The sequence below is a fragment of the Nitrospirota bacterium genome (assembly GCA_040755395.1).
In the GTDB taxonomy this organism is placed as follows: domain Bacteria; phylum Nitrospirota; class Nitrospiria; order Nitrospirales; family Nitrospiraceae; genus DATLZU01.
In genome coordinates, this window is record JBFMAX010000001.1 from 426,772 (window position 1) to 445,311 (window position 18,540).

The 18,540-nt window shown below is 61.8% G+C and carries 24 protein-coding genes; 11 read left to right on the plus strand and 13 right to left on the minus strand.

Features of this window, described 5'->3' with window-relative positions; all coding sequences use genetic code 11:
• Positions 1-2: 2 nt before the first annotated feature.
• Positions 3-335 (minus strand): SCP2 sterol-binding domain-containing protein, encoded by a 333-nt coding sequence (locus tag AB1555_02200; GenBank protein MEW6245501.1) that lies wholly within the window; start codon positions 333-335, stop codon positions 3-5.
• A 159-nt stretch (positions 336-494) separates the two neighbouring features.
• On the opposite strand from AB1555_02200, the gene AB1555_02205 reads away from it, so the two are divergent.
• Positions 495-686, plus strand: a complete 192-nt coding sequence (locus AB1555_02205; protein ID MEW6245502.1) for a hypothetical protein — start codon at positions 495-497, stop codon at positions 684-686.
• A 178-nt stretch (positions 687-864) separates the two neighbouring features.
• A complete protein-coding gene (locus AB1555_02210; protein ID MEW6245503.1) occupies positions 865-1,230 on the plus strand; it encodes a PilZ domain-containing protein in 366 nt (121 codons plus the stop codon).
• 206 nt (positions 1,231-1,436) lie between these two features.
• On the opposite strand, the gene AB1555_02215 is transcribed toward AB1555_02210, so the two are convergent.
• The 8 genes from AB1555_02215 to AB1555_02250 form a co-directional block, all read right to left on the minus strand.
• Complete coding sequence (locus AB1555_02215) at positions 1,437-1,865, minus strand: hypothetical protein (protein ID MEW6245504.1); 429 nt, start codon at positions 1,863-1,865, stop codon at positions 1,437-1,439.
• A 519-nt stretch (positions 1,866-2,384) separates the two neighbouring features.
• Positions 2,385-3,506, minus strand: coding sequence for a DUF2914 domain-containing protein (locus AB1555_02220; protein ID MEW6245505.1), 1,122 nt, complete (start codon positions 3,504-3,506; stop codon positions 2,385-2,387).
• 96 nt (positions 3,507-3,602) lie between these two features.
• Positions 3,603-4,664 (minus strand): hypothetical protein, encoded by a 1,062-nt coding sequence (locus tag AB1555_02225; GenBank protein MEW6245506.1) that lies wholly within the window; start codon positions 4,662-4,664, stop codon positions 3,603-3,605.
• 38 nt (positions 4,665-4,702) lie between these two features.
• Positions 4,703-5,341 carry a hypothetical protein gene (locus AB1555_02230; protein ID MEW6245507.1) on the minus strand — a complete coding sequence of 213 codons (639 nt, stop codon included), beginning with the start codon at positions 5,339-5,341 and terminating at the stop codon, positions 4,703-4,705.
• Positions 5,342-5,848: 507 nt separating this feature from the next.
• Entirely contained in the window at positions 5,849-6,496 is a 648-nt protein-coding gene (locus AB1555_02235; GenBank protein ID MEW6245508.1) for a hypothetical protein, read from the minus strand.
• Positions 6,493-6,864 (minus strand): hypothetical protein, encoded by a 372-nt coding sequence (locus tag AB1555_02240; GenBank protein MEW6245509.1) that lies wholly within the window; start codon positions 6,862-6,864, stop codon positions 6,493-6,495. Before AB1555_02240 ends, AB1555_02235 begins: the two co-directional genes overlap by 4 nt.
• A 109-nt stretch (positions 6,865-6,973) precedes the next feature.
• Positions 6,974-7,315 carry a hypothetical protein gene (locus AB1555_02245; protein ID MEW6245510.1) on the minus strand — a complete coding sequence of 114 codons (342 nt, stop codon included), beginning with the start codon at positions 7,313-7,315 and terminating at the stop codon, positions 6,974-6,976.
• A complete protein-coding gene (locus tag AB1555_02250) occupies positions 7,312-7,611 on the minus strand; it encodes a hypothetical protein (protein MEW6245511.1) in 300 nt (99 codons plus the stop codon). The genes AB1555_02245 and AB1555_02250 overlap by 4 nt, the downstream gene beginning before the upstream one ends.
• A 250-nt stretch (positions 7,612-7,861) precedes the next feature.
• Between AB1555_02250 and AB1555_02255 the strand changes: the two genes are divergently transcribed.
• The 8 genes from AB1555_02255 to AB1555_02290 all read left to right on the plus strand — a co-directional run bounded on the left by AB1555_02255 (position 7,862) and on the right by AB1555_02290 (position 14,575).
• Complete coding sequence (locus AB1555_02255) at positions 7,862-8,752, plus strand: polyprenyl synthetase family protein (protein MEW6245512.1); 891 nt, start codon at positions 7,862-7,864, stop codon at positions 8,750-8,752.
• 103 nt (positions 8,753-8,855) lie between these two features.
• Positions 8,856-9,839: a hopanoid-associated sugar epimerase gene (gene hpnA / locus AB1555_02260; protein MEW6245513.1), complete on the plus strand. Its 984-nt coding sequence runs from the start codon at positions 8,856-8,858 to the stop codon at positions 9,837-9,839.
• 103 nt (positions 9,840-9,942) lie between these two features.
• Entirely contained in the window at positions 9,943-10,782 is an 840-nt protein-coding gene (locus AB1555_02265; protein MEW6245514.1) for a carotenoid biosynthesis protein, read from the plus strand.
• Positions 10,783-10,824: 42 nt separating this feature from the next.
• The gene (locus AB1555_02270) at positions 10,825-11,445 is read left to right on the plus strand and encodes a c-type cytochrome (protein MEW6245515.1); all 621 of its coding nucleotides are present in this window, start codon (positions 10,825-10,827) and stop codon (positions 11,443-11,445) included.
• Between the two features lie 23 nt (positions 11,446-11,468).
• Positions 11,469-11,780: a DUF5666 domain-containing protein gene (locus tag AB1555_02275; GenBank protein ID MEW6245516.1), complete on the plus strand. Its 312-nt coding sequence runs from the start codon at positions 11,469-11,471 to the stop codon at positions 11,778-11,780.
• A gap of 19 nt (positions 11,781-11,799) precedes the next feature.
• Complete coding sequence (locus tag AB1555_02280) at positions 11,800-12,201, plus strand: phage holin family protein (protein MEW6245517.1); 402 nt, start codon at positions 11,800-11,802, stop codon at positions 12,199-12,201.
• Positions 12,202-12,268: 67 nt separating this feature from the next.
• Positions 12,269-14,080 (plus strand): ATP-binding protein, encoded by a 1,812-nt coding sequence (locus AB1555_02285; protein ID MEW6245518.1) that lies wholly within the window; start codon positions 12,269-12,271, stop codon positions 14,078-14,080.
• Between the two features lie 129 nt (positions 14,081-14,209).
• Positions 14,210-14,575, plus strand: a complete 366-nt coding sequence (locus AB1555_02290; GenBank protein ID MEW6245519.1) for a hypothetical protein — start codon at positions 14,210-14,212, stop codon at positions 14,573-14,575.
• Positions 14,576-14,659: 84 nt separating this feature from the next.
• On the opposite strand, the gene AB1555_02295 is transcribed toward AB1555_02290, so the two are convergent.
• From AB1555_02295 to AB1555_02310, 4 genes are all read right to left on the minus strand, one after another.
• A complete protein-coding gene (locus AB1555_02295) occupies positions 14,660-15,202 on the minus strand; it encodes a DNA-3-methyladenine glycosylase (protein MEW6245520.1) in 543 nt (180 codons plus the stop codon).
• A gap of 90 nt (positions 15,203-15,292) precedes the next feature.
• On the minus strand, positions 15,293-17,338 hold the full coding sequence (locus AB1555_02300; GenBank protein MEW6245521.1) for a TonB-dependent receptor plug domain-containing protein: 2,046 nt from the start codon (positions 17,336-17,338) through the stop codon (positions 15,293-15,295).
• An 8-nt stretch (positions 17,339-17,346) separates the two neighbouring features.
• Complete coding sequence (nikR, locus tag AB1555_02305; protein MEW6245522.1) at positions 17,347-17,763, minus strand: nickel-responsive transcriptional regulator NikR; 417 nt, start codon at positions 17,761-17,763, stop codon at positions 17,347-17,349.
• Positions 17,764-17,977: 214 nt separating this feature from the next.
• On the minus strand, positions 17,978-18,175 hold the full coding sequence (locus AB1555_02310) for a DUF2283 domain-containing protein (GenBank protein MEW6245523.1): 198 nt from the start codon (positions 18,173-18,175) through the stop codon (positions 17,978-17,980).
• 199 nt (positions 18,176-18,374) lie between these two features.
• Here AB1555_02310 and AB1555_02315 point away from each other — a divergent pair, with 199 nt between their 5' ends.
• Entirely contained in the window at positions 18,375-18,533 is a 159-nt protein-coding gene (locus AB1555_02315) for a hypothetical protein (GenBank protein ID MEW6245524.1), read from the plus strand.
• Positions 18,534-18,540 lie beyond the last annotated feature (7 nt).

The following is an 18,540-nucleotide window of genomic DNA, read 5'->3' on the forward strand; positions in this document are numbered from 1 at the left end:
GGCTAACGCACGGTAGGAAACAAGGCCCTGAGATGGAGCGCCAAGCCGATGTCGCCGGTGATCCGCAAGCGTCCGGACATGGCGACCGAAGCTCCGTCAAGCTGGCCGTTCAAGATCTGAAGACAGTCTTTACCGGACATGGAGAAGACGACGTGCGGCTCGGGGTGGACGCCCTGGCTGACCGCGCAGGCGCCATCCTGAATCTCCACGTAGTATTGTCCGCCCTGGGGTCCGCTCAAGTCGAACTGATAGACTGCCGCCAGCCCCTCCGCCGCTTCGGCGTCGAACTTGCCCGGCAGCACGTCGAAAAACTCCTTGACCGTTCGCGGCTTCATCACCCCAGGTCCTTGGACGAGACAGAACGCGGTCCAGCTCGTGCGCTCGGCGAGCGGCCGCATATGGGGCGGCACTATAAAGCAGTGCCCGGACCATGTCCAGATTTTGCCGGTATCGGTCGTTGACAAATTCTCGAACCCTTCGCGAGAATGCTTAACATGGCCGAAGCACAATCCGACCAGCCGGTCGAGCCGACCGCCTCGCCCGCCGATCTTCCCGATCGGCTTTGCACCTGGTGCAAGGTCCCCATGCAAAAGCGCCTCGTCGGCGGAGGGAAGTTCATCCATTATACGTGCCCCAAGTGCGTTTTCCAGCATACGACCAAGCACGCCGTTCCCAAAAGCGCGTGATCGCCGGCCGGATGCCTCCGACACGCTCGTGTACGAGACGCGCTTCTGTCTCTGTCATGCGTTTGACTCACGCAGCACGCCTTAGGTGTAGACCGACAGATTCATAATTGGTACTATACGCAGCCACGGAGGAACCACTCGGCCCGGCACGAGGAGGCCGAAGCAGACTCGAGGGTTCATGATCGGCTCGGACACGAATCGCGATACAGTCGAGATGTCTTCTTCGCCGCATCGACGACATTGGCCGCGCGGCGCGTTTGTGACGCCCTGTTCCTATTTTTTGACCGACACGAGCGATCCCGGTTCCGTCAGGTACCTGCAAGGCGACGCGCTCTCGATCAACGTCAGTTCCGGCGGCATGTTGTTGCTCGTGGGTCATCCCACACGGGAACGACAGATCCTGGAAATCCGCGTGCCGACGCCGGCCGGTACCACGGCCCCGACGCTCGCCGAAGTCCGCTGGACCAAACCAATTCCCGTCGAGGAAGGCGAGAGTCTCTATCTGGCCGGGGTTCGGTTCCTCCTCGCTTCCGCTCAAACATAGGCGACGGCTCGGCCGGTTCCGAGGAAGCCGCGACCGAGACCGCCGAGCGAGTGGATTGCACGCGGCAAGCAGCAGGGGCGAAGACGTTCGTCTCGGCGCAACGGAGCGCCATCACCCGTTGCTCGGGATAAGGCCGAAGGGCTCCTGAGGCCTGTTCCGGAACGGAAGCCGACTAGAACGGAGAACGGCCTGTTCAACCGCCGGAGTTACGCCACGTCCCGCATGGGCATGGGTTGGTCGACAAAGTGATCCCCGTTGTCGCCGTGATGGGACGGCACGTCGTTGAGTTCATCCAGCACAATGACGATGCGCGACTGCAGGAAAGAAAGCCGATTCGGCAGTCCGAACCCGTGAATCTGAACACGCCGCCCGAATTCGCCGATCACCCGCTTGTATTCGAATTGATCGGGCTGGCCCGACTCGGCCCGGGCTTCCAGGGCGGTTCGCACGATCGCACAGACCTCGGCGAGGACCGGAGGAAGCGCATGATCGGTCGAGTCCCACGGTCCGACCTGACCGGCCAGGCCCGCAAGTTCCCAAGCCCGGCGATTGACATACAAGATTTTCATCGTCGAAGCGAGCACCAGAATTCCGGGGCTCCTGGCCTCGCGCGGCAACCGGCCGTTCTGTGTCATGACAGGAAAAGAACCCTTTATGTCGCCCACGGTTCTCATTTTGCAATCCCCCCTATGACAGGCCCTTCATGGCACCGATGGATGAATGGGAAGAACGAGCGCGAATCTTTCGAAGCGACGATGCCCAGCGCCCAACGACTCGATCACGGTCGTGAATCCGGGACAGGAAGGAACCAGGAGGAAGCGGCCCGTTGGTGTTCATAACCTGAGGACGCGCTGTTGATAGTGATGGTGACGGTAACAATTCGAGTCAAACCGCACAACACTACGTAAGCGTAAGCCTCCCTACAAAAGGGTTACGTACTCGCCTCGGCGCCAAAATGGAAGTATTTTCAGGGGAAAGGGGACAGCGAATAGCTGATAGCGAATAGCCCAGAGCTGTTCCGAAAATAGATCCGAGTCGAGAGGCCCGAGGCTAGGGGTTAGGAGTTGAACCCCTTGCCCCTTGCTTCATGCCTCATGCCTTTCGCCCATTCATGATGTCCCTCCTGCATGGTGACCCGAAGGGCCATTGACCGCCTAGTACGTTATGGTCTTCAATGCCGGCGCTTCTCCCGTAGCCGGCTCCACGCGGAAATTGACTCGTCCGATGATTCGGCCGTCCGCGGTTTCCACGTCAACCCGCCACTCTCCCGGTGCCAGGCGCTGTTTGACGGTATAGGCGCGGTACCCCGCTTCGCGGCCGCCGGAGATCGTGATCGGGATACGGTCCGCGGTCATAAACGATCGCTTGCCTTTGTCGCCGGTCAGGCGATATTGCCAGTGATGATAGATCGTCGTCTTGAGATCGACCGGCGCAAAAACGGCGGTAAAGCAGTAGGCCGGGTCCTCTCCGCGGAAGGGGTTGTCCGACCGCTTCCAGATTTCATACCAGGGACCCCTCTCAAAAGACAGCTCGTATGCGTCGGCGACCTTCGCCACTCTGTGGTACATCCCGCCGAACTTCATCGAGAGCGGGACCGGCGGAATCCAGTTCAGAAAATAAAACCCCACCAGGACCCCGATCAGCGCGAGGGCCGGCAGGCCGCTGATCACCGTGTCGCGTGCGTTGCCCTGCGGGTTGTCTCGATAGACCAGCGCCACGACGCGCAGCGTCACGAGTCCGGAGAGCACGGCGCCGAGTAGGAACACGAACGTGTTCATCATCCCCGTGACGACGGGCAAAAAAAACGTGAAGAACCCGAAGCAGACGAGCGCGTACAAGCTCACCAGCAGCCGCAGGTTCGCGAGCCGGTCGCGCAGGAATTCGTTCGCGACCAGCAACGCGACCAGCAGGCCGAAAAACACCGCGGTGCCGGTCAGCGAGGCGCTCCGCGAGTAGAAGATCGTATAGGCGCTGAACAATCCTCCGAGGAGAAATTGAATCGCCATCGGATAATAAGGCCTGGCGCGGAGGACCACGCCGGGGAGATGCCAGCCGGGGACGCCCGCCCCGTCCAGATCCCTGCTCATCCCGACGCGCCCGACCAGCACGATCAGAAATCCGAGCAGCGCGAGATACAGCAGCAGAATCAAATTGTCGAGCAGCCGGTCGATGCGGGTCAGCGTCACGGTGTCGTAGGTCACTCCGGCAAAGAAGAACACGACGGGCAGGAGCGGCTTCGCGAGCGCGGCGCGGACCTTGGCGGCGGGAAGTATCAAGGGCGTTTCAAGCCGGAATCGTTGGGCACGGATATGGGTAAGGATAGCAGAACGCGCAAGACGGCGGACGACCGAGCAAGAAAGTCGACATCGTTCTCAGGCAAAGGGCGGGAGCGGCGCGTACGTGACAGGCATGCCCAACAGCCGTTCCAGCCAGCCGGGCATGAGTTCTTCCCCCAACGGTGCCCGGTTCAGACGGACTTCCATCTGAAACCCGGCGTCGGTCCCCACCAGGCCGACGATGGCCGACGCGTCCTCCCCCTCAGGCAGCAGTTCCTGGGTTGGGAACTCGCACAAGGTGGCATAGAGACGGCCGTGCGGCCGGATCGCGTCGAGCACTTCCGGCACCTCGTCCAGGGGACAATGGGCGGAGCAGCGATAGGCCAAACGAACGCCTGGCAGGACCGCCTCAAATTCCTGCAAGGCCTCTTCCGAGAAACCGGTCAGATAGGCGCGGACGCCGGCCGGCTCGCCACCGTGCGTCGCGGCCAGCTTGCTGGCGGGCACAAGAAACTCGTACGGGTCGGCCGTGTTGTATTCGAACTGGCAGGGCCCGAACGCGTCGGGCCAGGAGCAAAAGAACGGAACGGCCTGATCCGCGACCTGCAGCACGACGCCGCTCTTTTCGACCGCCGTGCGGATCGGGAGGTCGAGGAGCGTAATGGCTTCCAGGAAGGCCGCGCGCCGCTCCTCGATCCATTGCTCGCGCCGGTCGTCCGCTCGGGTCTCGCCCGGCGTGACCACTTCGGCCGTGTTCAGACGGACCCGGATGAACGCGTGCAGGTGGCGGAATCCCAGCCAGAACATGCTTCGCCGGTGATGCAACTCCAGCGGTTCTCGGATCTTCCAGGGATGGCTGATCGAACAGTACGTGCCGACCTCCTGGAATCGCTGATAGACTGTGTGGTACCCCCCGGCCAGGAGGAAAAAGTCTCCCTGCCATCCTTCCCGCACGTGAACAAGCGTCGCGTCTTCGGTCGACCACGGGTCCAGCCGGTCGAAGTCTTCGGGCGAATCGACCACCCATTCTTCGATGTAGCAAATCACGTCCTTGGCCGGCGTCGCCGGCTTTAGCCCCAGCGCCGCCAGTCGTTCTCCGACCTCCAGCACTTCGCCGAACGTCAGTTTCGAACGGGTTTCCCAGCGCCGTTCACGCACCGGCTCGACTCTCCTTGTCGTCCCGTCTCGCGACGTCGTTATTTCAACCGCCAGGCCCCGTTCTCGATCTTCGTGTCCGCCATGAGGCGATCCAAGCTTTCTTTCAGCGTCTCGTTCAGGAGGCGTTGGACATCCTCCGGATCGAACCAGAAGACGGTCTCGGAGCGGGACCCGTCCAGGTTCATCGTGGTCGTGCTGCCGTCGACGGCGTTGCGCGCGCGGATGACGAACCTGGTTCCCGTGTTGACAGCCGTGGAGAAAAAGCGACTCTTGGCGTTGGCGGAGAACTCCATGACTTGTCCGGTGAGGAGAATGTCCGGCTCGCCTTCGGCGGTCGTCACGCCCGGCGTCCTGACGCCGACCTTCCAGCCCCGCAGTCTGAGATAGTCCGCCAGCGCCTGCGCCGCGACTTCTCCCGGCCTGCCCCCCGGGACGTTGAAATAGGTCACCCCGCCCCAGAGATGCGTCCGAAGCCCCAGTTTGCTCTTGTCCGCCCGCTTGTCCTCGAACGTCTCCACGACGATCTTCAGCGGCTGAGTATCGACCGGCTGCACGTCCGTGGGCTTGAATCGCACGTCGAGATTCACGACTTCTCCCGTACCGGCGCAACCGGCCAGCAGCAGAAAGCCCGCCATGACCACGAGTCCGAATCCACCGCGCACCGCCTCGTCTTTCACGTGCACCTCCTTCTCCTAACAGGTTGTTGAAAAACTATGTCGGCGCCATCGAACCGCAGGACTCCGGCCGATGACTAACAGAATCAGAATAGCCCGCAGGATGTTCAAAAAGGCCGTCGCACCCGCCAGGCGGGTACCCGGGCCGCAGCGAGCGAAGAGGCGAGGCGTACTCGGGGCACCCGTTGCTCTTCTTGCTGCAACGGGTCCAAGACGTTGAGCCTCTGAGCGTCAGACCCATTGCGCTACAAGAGCAATGGGTACCCCAACAAAGCTGGCGGACTTTTTCAACATCCTGCTAAGGGTTGATGCTCGTCGATGAAGGCCCAGTCTACCCAACTCGCCGGAAGGATGACAATTCCGCCTGGATCGGCGGACCGCCTCGCCTCCGAGGAAGCGCGACTCCACCCGCCTCGGTGACGACGGTCACGAGCAACCGGAGACCGAATCCCGCTTCCATGCGCCCAGTCTAGCCGAGGACGCGGCGGACGTCCACGGAAGCGTCGGGGATCAGGATGAGACGATCGGGAGGATCGCCTGAAAGGTCTCGCATCCGACCCGGGGGAGCATCCCTTGCGCAACGGCGGGATCGTCGGGAGGAACGAAACGGAGGATCTTGAAGAACGACCGCTCGGCCAGCGCGGCCGCCACGCGGGCCTTCCGGTCATGAGTGATGGGAAGCGTATAGCCCTCCCCGCGCTTCCATTCCCATAGGGTCGGCGCCAGCGAAAGATGGAGATCCTGCCCCGCGACGCGATGAAACCGATCGAGGAGGTTCCGTTTATACTGTCTCAACGCTCCGCCCTCCAGGATCAAGGCAAAGGCGAAGTGGTGACCCCACCAAAACAGCGAACGGAAGGTAAATTTCTCGCTGCCGACGAAATGCTTGGGGTAATCCAGGTATTGATACGGAAAGTCCTCCAGGTGTTCGCCCTTGACGAACTGGCACTTGCGCGGATCGAACCCAGGCGGAGCCAGCAGTGAGGCCTTGGCCATTTCCGCCTGCAGTTCCTCGTGCACCGCTCCGAGCAACGCCCGCACCTTGCGTGTGATCTCGGCCTTGGCGCGGAAAAAGTGTTCGTCGGCGATCAACTCCACTTCTTCGGCCGTGAATCGAAGGGACTTGCCCGTTTCTTTCTCGACTTGTTTCCCGCTCATCGCTGCTGGGTCTCAAAGGCGGAGACGCTGAGATCGTACAGCCGGCGACATGCCCCGCACCGCAGACCGACCGAATCCTGGAGGACGTTCATCTCACGGACCGCCAGCGACGCCGGATGCGCGGAGGCGCAAGCGGCCAGGCAGTCGACGGGGAGGCGTTCCTCCCGAGCCCGCAGGTTGTCGGCTGTCTGGCTCACCGCCGACGCGCGCACGGTCACGACGCTGACCGTCAATCGGTGGACCATGTTGCACGATTCGCAGGCCAGAACGAGGCATTCCCGCTTCTCAAGACGTTTGAGCGACAGGCAAAGCGGGTGCACGGCGAAACATTGTTGCATGAATGCGCCGCTTTTGAACGTGGGAGCCATCGGGAAGACTCACTGCGCAACGGGAGAGCGACCGCGTGATTCGTGACTGAGCGACGAACGACCAAGCGTTCGGGTCACGGAAGAGCTTTTCCGTTCGTTCACCGGCGTTTCAGCCGGCGAACCGGGTCAACCCCAACAGGAGCAGGACCCCGGCCGCATAGGGAATGACGCACGAGTAAAGCACGGCGCTCAGGGCGTGCTCCGGCGCAGCCGACCGCGACCGCTGCTCTTGGTAGACGAACTCGTAGGCGAGCACGATGACCGTAATGGTCAGCACCATGACCCGGCTGGTCCGCGGCCAGGTGTAGTGACCGCTAAGCAGGAAACTGGCGGTGAAAAACCCGCTGGACAGCAGGATCAAAGGAGCGATGACGAACCGGACCGCCGCAGCGAAAAACGTATGCCATTCCGGGCGGGACGGCGCTCGTCCATGATCCGCCGCAGACATCATGATCCAACGGCGACTCGAGCCTTTTCATCGATCGCGCCGGAGGACGCGTGGGGTGCCCCGTCCTCCTGCGCCGCCCGACAGAGCTTGCAGACCCGCGGCCGCATCTTGAGAAACTTCACCTTGCCGCTGGCGAGACAACTGTAGTGGACGAACTCGTCGCAGACCGTGCACCTCGACCAGCCGCCGCGGAACAGCGTCTTGTCGCGGTAGAGACCTTGGTGACAGACCTTGCAGGAACGCGGCTGAATCCCCAGCAGGAGAGGCTCCCATTCTCCGCCTGCCTTGCGAATGCTCATGGCGGCGCAGTATACCGAAGGCATCCCCGAAATAACAAGCGCAGTCCGCAGGCAAGGGGCGCGAGGAGAGAGCAAGCGGGAGCAGCCTCTTGCCGCTCGCCTCGAGCTTCTCGCCCGCTCGTTCGTTTGACAGCCTCTCAGCCATTTGCTACCCTCACACCGCCCGAACGTCCGCCCAGGATGGATGATACGCATTCCACCGGCGGGCCGGTCTCACCGTCATTGACTCGCACGGCAGGCTCCACGGCACATGGACATCCGGCACTACCTCGAGCGGAAGCGCGAGGAAATCGATCGGTTCCTCGATTCCGTCCTCCCCGGCGCGCAGACCGAGCCCAGGACCCTTCACGAAAGCATGCGGTACAGCGTGTTCGCGGGAGGAAAGCGCATCCGCCCGATTCTCTCGATCGCGGCCGCTGAGGCCGTCGGCGATCCGCCCGCCGCCGTTCTTCGGATCGCCTCTTCCCTGGAATTGATCCACACCTATTCTCTGATTCATGACGATCTGCCCGCCATGGACAACGACGACTATCGGCGCGGGAAACCGACGAACCACAAAGTCTACGGCGAGGCCATGGCGATCCTGGCGGGCGACGCGCTGCTGACGCTGGCGTTCGATCTCTGCAGCCGCCCGGATCCGGGCGACGGGCTCGATCCGGCCCGGCAGGTCCGGTTGATCCACGAATTGGCGCTCGGAGCGGGCAACCTCGGCATGGTCGGCGGCCAGGTGCTGGACATCCAGGCGGAAAACAGGGACATCGACCTGGCGACGCTGCGGTCGATCCACAAGCATAAGACCGGCATGCTCATCCGCGCCGCCGTGCGCATGGGCGCCATCGCCGCGGCCGCGACACCGGCCCAACTCGACGACCTGACCGCGTACGCCGAGGATATCGGATTGGCGTTTCAGATCGCCGACGACGTATTGAACGTGACGGGCACTCGCGAGGAACTCGGCAAGAATCCCAACACCGACGCCCAACGCGGCAAGAAGACATATCCTACCTTTTACGGCGTCGAGGGCGCCCTCGCGTTGGCCAACGAATGCGTCGAACGCGCGACCGAGCGGCTGGCTTCTCTCGGTCCGTCCGCCGAGCCGCTGCGGGAAATCGCGCGATATATCACGGCGCGGAAGAATTGACCCTCGTTCGTGACACGTATCTCGTGAAGCGCATAATCACTCATCTCGACAATTACTCCCGATCCAGACGCTTCACGCTTCACGTTTCACGCTTCACGCATTTATGAAAGTTCTCGTCACCGGGGCGACCGGATTCGTGGGGGCGGCCGTGGTCCGCGCGCTGCTGGCGGCCGGCGTCGAAGTCCGGGTCCTGGCCAGACGCGGGAGCGACTTCACCAACCTCAGCCGATTCAAGCTGGAACACGCGTACGGCGACCTGCGGGACCGGGAGTCCCTCCGCCGCGCCTTGTCCGGCTGCCAGCGGCTCTATCACGTCGCCGCCCATTATGCGCTCTGGGCCAAGGACCCCTCGATCTTTTACGAGGTCAACGTCGCGGGCACCCGTAACCTGCTGGAGGCGGCCCGCGAGGTCGGAACCGAACGCATCGTCTATACCAGCACCATCGGCGCCATCGGGTTGCCGCGCGGCGGCGGGATGGGCACGGAGGACACGCCGGTCTCGCTCGACCAGATGGCGGGCCATTACAAGCGGTCCAAGTACCTGGCCGAACAGGAGGCGCTCACGTTCGCTCGCCAAGGGCTGCCGGTGGTTATCGTCAACCCCAGCGCGCCTGTCGGCGAAGGAGACGTCAAACCGACTCCGACGGGCCAGGTGATCGTGGATTTCATGAAAGGCCGCATGTGGGCCTACATCGAAACCGGCATGAACCTCATCGACGTGGACGACGTCGCCGCCGGACATCTCCTCGCCATGGAGCGAGGCCGTGCCGGCGAACGCTATATCCTCGGCAACAGAAACCTGACGCTGCGCGAAGTGTTCGAGATGCTCGCGAAGATCACCGGAGTCCGCGCTCCATCGGTGAAATTGCCCCGTGGCGTCGTGCTGCCGTTGGCCTACCTGAATCTCGGGTTCTCCTACGCCAGCGGTATTCCGCCCCGCATTCCCCTGGAAGGCGTCAAGATGGCCAAGTACAAGATGCACTACGATTGCAGCAAGGCGATCCGCGAACTGGGCCTCCCGCAGACGCCCGTCGAGGTCGCCTTGGAAAAGGCGGTGAGGTGGTTTCGCGATCACGGATACACGTGACGCGCGCCAGCGCGCGTAAGTTCTGAATTCCGAATGTTGAATGTTGAATTGTGAGCCTTGCTTTCTCCGCCATTCAAAATTCAGAATTCAGCACTCAGAATCGATGGACACCCTGACCCTCCTGATCAAGACCGTCCAACTCCGTCCCTATGTCTTTCTCTTTCTCGCCGCATTTTTCTTCTCGGCCAAGGCGCTGATCGGCTGGAAGCGGACGTGGCTGTTCTTCGGCTTGACCTGGCTCACCGCGTTCGCCTGCGAGTTCAGCTCGACACGGACCGGCATTCCGTTCGGTCGGTACTCCTACACCGGCGCGACGACCGGCCGGGAGCTGTATCTCGCCGACATTCCCTTCATGGATTCGCTGTCCTTCACTTTTCTTCTCTACGCCAGCTATTGCCTCGCGCTGCTCTTTCTCCTGCCGGCGCGCGACGGCCATCCGGCCGGAAGGACCGCCCGGGCCGATCGTGTCTTGCCCTTTCTCGTCTTCGATCCGGTCGTCCGATCGAGTTGGCCCGCGCTCTTCCTCACCGGGCTGTTCTTCGCCTTCATCGACATCGTCATCGATCCGGTGGCGTTGAGGGGGGACCGGTGGTTCCTGGGCAAAATCTACGACTATCCCGATCCAGGCATTCACTTCGGCGTGCCGATCGCCAATTACATCGGCTGGGCGATCGTCGGTCTCATCGCGCTTACCCTGTACTTCTCGTGCGATCGCCGACTCCCGCCCGTGCCCTTTCACCGAGACGAACCGGTTACCCTCAAGCTATTACGGGGCTGCGGGCTCTATTATGGAGTGCTGGCCTTCAACTGGTCGGTGACCTTCTGGATCGGGGAACCGTTGCTGGGCCTGACGGGCATCCTGATCTATATCCCGATCACCGCCTTGTTGCTCCTGCGTCTGTTCGGACAAGCCCCCGCCCGGCTGCCTCATGAGTGGCGGTAGCATCTCGGAGTTTGTATACTGCAGAACAAACACGGAGGCGCGATGAAGACGCGATCCAAACTGATCGTGATCCTGGTCCTTGTCGTCGCGGCGCTGATGGGCATGCTGGGCTGGGTTGGGTACCGGTCGTTCAAGACCGGCTTCAGCGCGAAGGCCGAACCCCATGCGCTCGAAGTCTTTCTGGCTCGGCAGATTCGACATCTGGCCATTCCCGTCGAGCAGCGCAACACACCCAACCCGGTGCCGCGCAGCCCGGACGTTCTGGCCGAGGCGCGCGCGCATTTCGCCGATCATTGCGCCACCTGTCATGCGAACGACGGCAGCGGAAAAACCCCGATCGGACAGAGCGTCTACCCCAAAGCGCCTGACCTGCGACTGAAGGAGACACAGTCCATGTCCGACGGCGAGTTGTTCTTTATCATCCACAACGGGATTCGGTTTACCGCCATGCCGGCTTGGGGCTCGGGCGATCCGGACAAGGACCTCGACAGTTGGAAACTGGTTCACTTCATCCGGCACCTGCCGGACCTCACGCCCGAGGAATTGCAAGAGATGAAGTCGCTGAATCCGAAGACGAAAAAAGAACTGGAGGAGGAGGCCGCCTTCGACCGTTTTCTGGAAGGCGAGGACGTGCCCGCGCCGTCCTCTTCGCATCGTCACTGACACGTCGTGGAAGGAGGTGCCCGTTGGCGAAGTTCATCATCGGCCTGCTGGTGTCGTGCCTGGCTGCTGTGGGGACCGCGGCCTGGGCCCATGGCGGCGGCGAGCATGTGCTCGGAATGGTGACCGCGATCGACGGCGGCCACATCGAGGTCAAGACGCTCAAAGGCGGCACGGTTTCGGTGCGACTGACCGACAAAACACGGTATCGGGCCAAGGGCGAGGCCGGCGCGCAGGGAAGGCCTCAAGTGGGCGACCGAGTCGTGATCGAAACCACCAAGGACGGCGAGACGTTGACGGCGACGGAAGTGCGGTTCGCCAGGCCGAAAGGCAAGTAACCACATTCGACGAGTCGCGATGAGAGCGTTGCTGATCCGTTTCATCATCACCGGCGTCGCGGTGTTTCTGGCCATCACAATCGTGCCCGGCATCGAGGCGCAGAGTCTCTCCGCCGGACTCGCCGCGGTCCTGTTGCTGTCGCTCCTGAACGCGGCGGTCAGACCCATCCTCTATCTCTTCTCGCTTCCGCTCATCATCCTCTCACTGGGCCTCTTCATGGTGATCATCAATGCGCTTCTCCTTCAATTCGTCGGGTGGCTGGTGAAAGGGTTCGTCGTGGAGGGATTCTGGGCGTCGGTGTGGGGCGCGCTGCTGATCAGCGTCGTGAGCTTCACCTTGAACCTGTGGATCAACGAACAGGGCCGCGTCGAGCTGGTGATTCACCGGTCCCGCCCGCCGCGCATCGTGAACCCCGACTGACCGGCGGGTTTGATCATGACCGCTCTCCGCTGCTACAATGCGGCCTCTGTGTGAGAGACTCCTTGTCGTGACGCCATCGGCCGAACAGACCAAAGCCGCACAAGAGACGCACCTCCAGCGAACCTTGACGTCGGTCCTCAACGACCTGCCGGTGGATGCGGCCTTGGCCGCGATTTTTCACCGCGAGAAAGGCCCGCTCGTGGCCCAAGTCTATCGAGGGTTCACGCCGCGGGACGTCCACGCCATCATCAGAACGCTCTCCACGCCGGAAGCCTCGTTTCTGCAGCCCTCTTCCGAAGAGGGGGATGGCTCGCGCACGATCCGCCTCCGGCTGATCACCCCCGGCGCCAAGTCGTTGCTGGCCGCTCCGCTGCGCTACCGCCAGCGGACCTACGGCTATGTGGTCGTCGGACGGAAGGAGAGCGCGTCGTTCGCTAAGAAAGAAAAGTCGCTCCTGGAGAGCGCGAGCGAAGAGATCACCAAGGCGCTGGAGCGCGAAGTCCTCTTCGACAACTCCGTGGTCCTCAGCCGCCCGCTCGTCGCTCAGGAACCGCTGACCGTCTCGACTGGAACCGACCTGCTGACGGCCTCGACCTCGCGCGCCACGCCGGAGATGCAGGAACAAGTGGGCGCTGTGCTGGGAGAGGTGACGCCGTTGTTGCCGTACGATCGCGCCTGGGTCTGCTACTATGATCCTCTTGCGGGCAGCGTGGAAGTCATCGCCATCGCCGGGGATCAGAAGGGGGAACACAAAAAGGACCTCAAACCCGGCCAGCGGCTCGCGCTCGACGCATCGGCGGCCGGGTGGGCCGTGCGCCACCGCAAGCCGCGCGTGGATCACGATCTGGCCTCCACGCAGGGCAGATTTCTCGATCACAAGCACCTCTATAAGGACCGGTTCCGCTCCTCGCTGGTCGTGCCCTTCTTCGTCCGCGGCCAGGTCGGGGGCACTCTGACGCTCGCCTCCAAAGAAACGGCCTTTTATTCCGTCGCCGACGCCCGCACGCTGGAACCCGTGACGCTGAAGTTGGTCGATCTCTTTCAACAACCGCCGGCGAGCCAGCCGGCCAGGCCGCAGGAAGCGACTCCGGGGGACGGCCAGGCCGCCGCAGCCCCACCGGCCCCGTCCGAGCCCATGATCCGGAAACAAGAGCGGCAAGCGGCTATCGGCGAGTTCAGCGCGTTCCTGGCGACGGAAGTACGGGAACCTTTGGCCTCCATCCGCGCCCAACTTGAAGAAGTCACGGGCGAGGGGATTCTGGATTTCGATCCGCAGACGCGGGTCGAGAACGCCATGCGCGATCTCATCCGGATCGAAGCCATTCTGAACGAGATCCTGGACTTCGCCAAACCCTTGGAGCTGAACCGGCGGCTGTGCCGCGTGCCGGAAATCATCGAAAACGCGCTGACCGTCGTGGCCACGGAGTTGGAGGTCACCCGTATCCAGGTCACCAAGGACTATGCGTCCCACGTCAGCCCGGTCCGGTGCGACGAAGCCAAGATGCAGCAGGTGTTTCTGAGCATTTTCAAAAACGCCCTGGAAGCCATGACGCCCGGCGGCCATTTGGACATTCAGGTGGCGAATCAGCGGGCCGGCCGACATCAGGAAGTCCAGATCCTGATCAAGAACGACGGCGCCCCGATTCCGACGGAACACGTCGGCAAGGTGTTCGAACCCTTTTTCACCACCAAACGGTCAGGAACCGGTCTTGGGTTGGCGACGGTCAAGAAAATAGTCGAGGAACACCAGGGACACATCTCTATCGCCAGCGGGCCTGGTCAGGGCACCACGGTCATTATCCGGTTACCGGCCGCCGGGCGAACCGGCGCCTATCGCCACCGAGGACGGGGCCGGCGTCCTCCCCGGCGAACCCATTGAACAAAGCCGCCCGCGAATCCGTCGCTTCGTCCTCTTGACAGGGTCAGGGCGGGACCGCTAAGATGCCGCCCGCTTGATCGGTTCTCATGCGCCACTGTTTTCAGCCACCTTCTTCAAAGGAGTAGGGGTATGAAGCTCTTAATCGGCACTGTTGCAACACTGTCAGGTGTGCTGTTTGTGCTGTCGTTGGCTTCCGCCAATCCGGCGTTGCTGCCCAAGCATCCCGGATATCCTGCCAAACCGGCCACAAGCCCGGTCACCGGCCAACCACTGGCCAATGATCCGGGCCAGACCAATGCCTCCGGGGAGAAGGCGGAGCTTGAGGCAGCCCAGTCTGTCAAGCACGCTCAGCAACACCTGATGGACCAGAATAATCAGCGGATCATGAAGAAGGAAGGCGCCGGCCGGCTCCCGGCCGTTCAAGGCCCGCAGATTAAGATCGAGCCTCCGGTGCAGTCGGCCACCAAGATCGGGGCCGGTCGCCAAATCCCGTAATCATCGTTTCGAACCACAACGGGGGCCTTGTCGATCCGACGAGGTCCCCGTTTTCTATACCGCGACCCGTCCACGGTCAGGCAATTATTCAGCGGGCTCTTCAACCCTGAACCGCCAGGGTTTGGCTGCCCACTCGCCTGCATACGCCACGCCGATCCTCGGATAGACCGCAATCCGGCCTCTCGACCATCGATCTCCCCGGTCCTCGATCCAGAGCGCCCGGCCTTGCGTGAGATCGAGCCGGTTCAGCCTACGATCGATCTGCAACGTCCGACACACACGGCCCGGGCCGTCCACCAGGCCGGTATCCAACTCGATCGCCCGGATCAACACCGCGGCCGGATAGCCTTCCCGTTCGGTCACCACGTTCAAGCAGTGATGCATCCCGTAAACCAGGTAGACATAGGCGATGCCCGGCGGCCCAAACATGACGTCGGTCCGAGGGGTTCGTCCGCGTGACGCGTGCGACGCACGGTCCTCCGGCCCGACGTAGGCCTCGACCTCGACGATCTTCGCGACTATTCTTCTCTCCCCGTTCTCCCGCACCAGATACTTGCCCGGCAGCGACCGAGCCACCTGCAAGGTGGGGCGGTTGAAGTACGAGCGAGGGAGTATCTTGCGTATCATTGCCTTCCACGGTGGCGCGCCGCGGGCGCGACTCGCGGGAAAAGCGCGACCGGGCAAGTCCCACGACTCCCGCCTTTCGCGCTTGTCCCGCTAAAAATACCACGCCAGGCCCCCCATCACGAACCGGGGATTCCCCGGCACGAAATGGGTGTCATTGACCGGTGCCGCTTCATTCCGGAGTTGGGATTCGAAAGCAAAGACCGCTTGCTCCCATTTGGTATTGAACAGGTTCTGGACAAACAGAAACGCTTCCATCCGGCCATACGGCAACTTGACGGGCAGTTGGTACCGTTCGCTCAAGTCGAACACGAACCACGACGGCGCTGTGATGCTCCGATCTTCGATTAACGGTCGGACGCCGAGATAGGTCGCCTGCAATTGCGACGTCAGGCCCTCCGGCCAGCGAACCAGCACCGAGCCGTAGGCCGTGTATTCGGGAGCCAGAGGAATCGCATCGCCGTTCCGGAATTCGGCCTGGGTCCAGGTAAAACTGCTGTTGAAATAGAGCGGGCCCCAAACTTGCCCGCGGGCCGCGACCTCGATGCCACGGCGTTGCGTAGCGCCCCGGATTTCGGTCGTGCCCTCGTCGCCCACAAAGACCAACTCCTGCTTCAGATCCAGAGCCCAGGCCGTGGCGATCAGTTCCATCCCCTCGGGTCCCCAGGGCCATGAGCGCACCCCCACCTCATAGCTCTTGGCCCGCGCGAGCGGGGATGAAGCGGGAGCCACGGCCGACCGCGCGTCATTACTGTGAAAGCCCTCCCCGTAGTTGAGAAAAAGTTCCGTACCGAGCCAGGGACCCAGAACCAGGTTCGCTTTCGGCAAGACCAGACCTGAGGTCGTCCGTCCCACCGGCTGCTCGGGACAATCGGGACAGCGATTCCGGACGTTGAACGTAAAGACCTCGCCACGCACACCGCCCCCCAGCCGCAGCCACAGCGTCGGCTGAATTTCCGCTTTGACAAACGGTGCATAGGAGGCTTCCTGAATATCGCTATCGACCGTGACGCCGAGCGGCGCCCGCCTGACCTGTGGCCCGAGCCGCGCATGAATCTTGTCCACACGGCTTTGGACGCCGATCGTGGCAGCAGCGGGAACATCGAGTAGAGTTCCCGCTTGCCGATAGCCCAGGTCACCGCCGTAGAGGACCCGCCGGTCGGACTGGAGGAACCCATCTCCGTTCACCGGATCATTCAGAAAGAAGGTGAAGTTGGTAAAGAGATCGAATTTGTAATACTGGGCATAGGCATTCGCAAAGAAGCGACCCCCTGCGGTTGTGTCGTAATGATAATTGAGCCTGGCGGTGCTGCGGATGGTTTTCCCTCCCTCGGATGGATCGATCGACCCAAAGCGATCGAGCGATCCATCCTGCACCGCTCGCAGGGGAATCTCGCCAGAGCCATTCCACTGCGCTTTATGGAAGGTGGCGGCCAGACTGAGTTCGTCCCGGCCGAGCGGATTCAACGTGGCTTTTCCCAGCAGATTCCCGCGAAGGTACCGATTGTCATTGAGAAACGGTCCATTGGTGTAGTAGCCCTCTCCCGCAAACAGGGTTCGGACCCTGTCCTTCGTCGGAGAAAACATGAGCAAATGCCTCTGGGTGTCGAACTGGCCGCCGGCCAGTTGCACGACACCCTCCCTGACAACGTCCCTGGTTCTGAAATTCACCGCCCCGGCTGTCGCGAAATCTCCGAATTCGGGCAGATAGGCGCCCTTGTACACGTCAAGACCCTCGATCGTCTCCGGAATAATGAAGTTCAGGTCCGCATAGCCCTGGCCGTGCGCATGGCTCCGGAGATTGATCGGCATGCCGTCTGTGAAAAAGGCGACATCCGTTCCATGGTCCGCATCAAAGCCGCGCAGAAAGTACTGGTCCGCTTTGCCCGCGCCGCCGGAATGCTCGACCGCAATAAAGCCGGGGATCAGGCGCAGCACCTGGGCCGGCCGTCCTTGCGGCTGCAAGAGATACTCTACGTCCGGAATGAACTGGTGCGAGGACGCCGCGATGGGCCGATCCGCCGAGACGGCGATTTCCGGCACCTCCACGGTCGGCGCGTCCGGATCATGCGCGAAGGCTGACGAGGCGAGCAGAACGATGAAAAGAAAGAGCTGGAGAAGCGAGCCGAATACCTTCACCGGCCGGCTCAGCTCAGTCCCTTGCCGGTCGTCGTCATGGTCAGCTTCCCGTGTTTTACGCCCTTGACGCTGACCAGCGCATCCGAGACCTTCTTGATCTCCGACCCTCTCCCCTTCACGACCAGCACTTCCAGACAGTGGTCGTGATCCAGGTGCACGTGCATGCCGGAGAGGATGAGCTTTTGGTACCGGTGCTGGATGTCGGTGAGCTTCCGGGTCAGGTCGCGGACGTGGTGGTCATACACGAACGTGATCGTCCCGACCGTCTCCTTGTTCTCGTCCCACTCCTGCCCGACCAGGTGGTTTCGGATCAGATCCCGCAACGCCTCCGATCGGTTCGTATACCTCCGCCGCTGAATCAACCGGTCGAAATCATCCAGCAGATGGTGATCCAGCGACACCCCGAACCGAACGAGCTTTGTCATTATTGAGTCCTTCCTGGTGTTACGAATGTCTAATTCGTGGCACGCACAATAGCATCGGGGCGGCGGGAGTGTCAACAATGGTGTTTACGGTGCCTGCTGGGCCGTGCACGCGCGGGGGTTAGACAGGCGAGCCAACTGGTGGAGGGGTGTTTTGGAGAAGACTAGCATCCTTCAGCAAGCTGCGTGGTACGAGTGCTGCAGAGGAAACCAGGTGTTAGGCTGCGATCTGCTCGAAAGAAAAATGCGGAATGTCCGCTCTCTCTCGGGCATGCTCGATTGTCATCGCACAGATATTTCCATCTTTGTCGAGATCGAGTTGCGTGTTTTCATCCAAATCCCTCGTCTCTGAGACTTCTGCTGCCCTGAACTCGATGTACAGCGTGTCTGTGTCTTGAAAATATTTGATCTTCATGGCTTAAATTCCCGATCAAAGAAGATTCTGCATTTCCACAGACGGCGATGCACTTGATACGACAAGCAAACCCGAATGTTCCCTGAATTTCGCCCGGAAAGCCGCTACTGATCAATGGCCGGTTAGGCGGCAGCGGTTTCGAGCGAACGGATTTTTTCTCGATCGCCTTTGGAAAGTCCGCGAAAACGAAGAGGCTTTTGTGAAAAAGGTAATCCTCGCCGCTTTCGTCTACGATCCGCACGAGATCATCCTTCGCTGCCTGCGGAGACTGACCGAGTCTTCGAGGGAATTTCCGAAGGTTTCCGCCGGGCAGAGTCCGGAAGGGTCGCTTCGAGAGGTGCGGGAGCACCAGCCCTGACACGCCC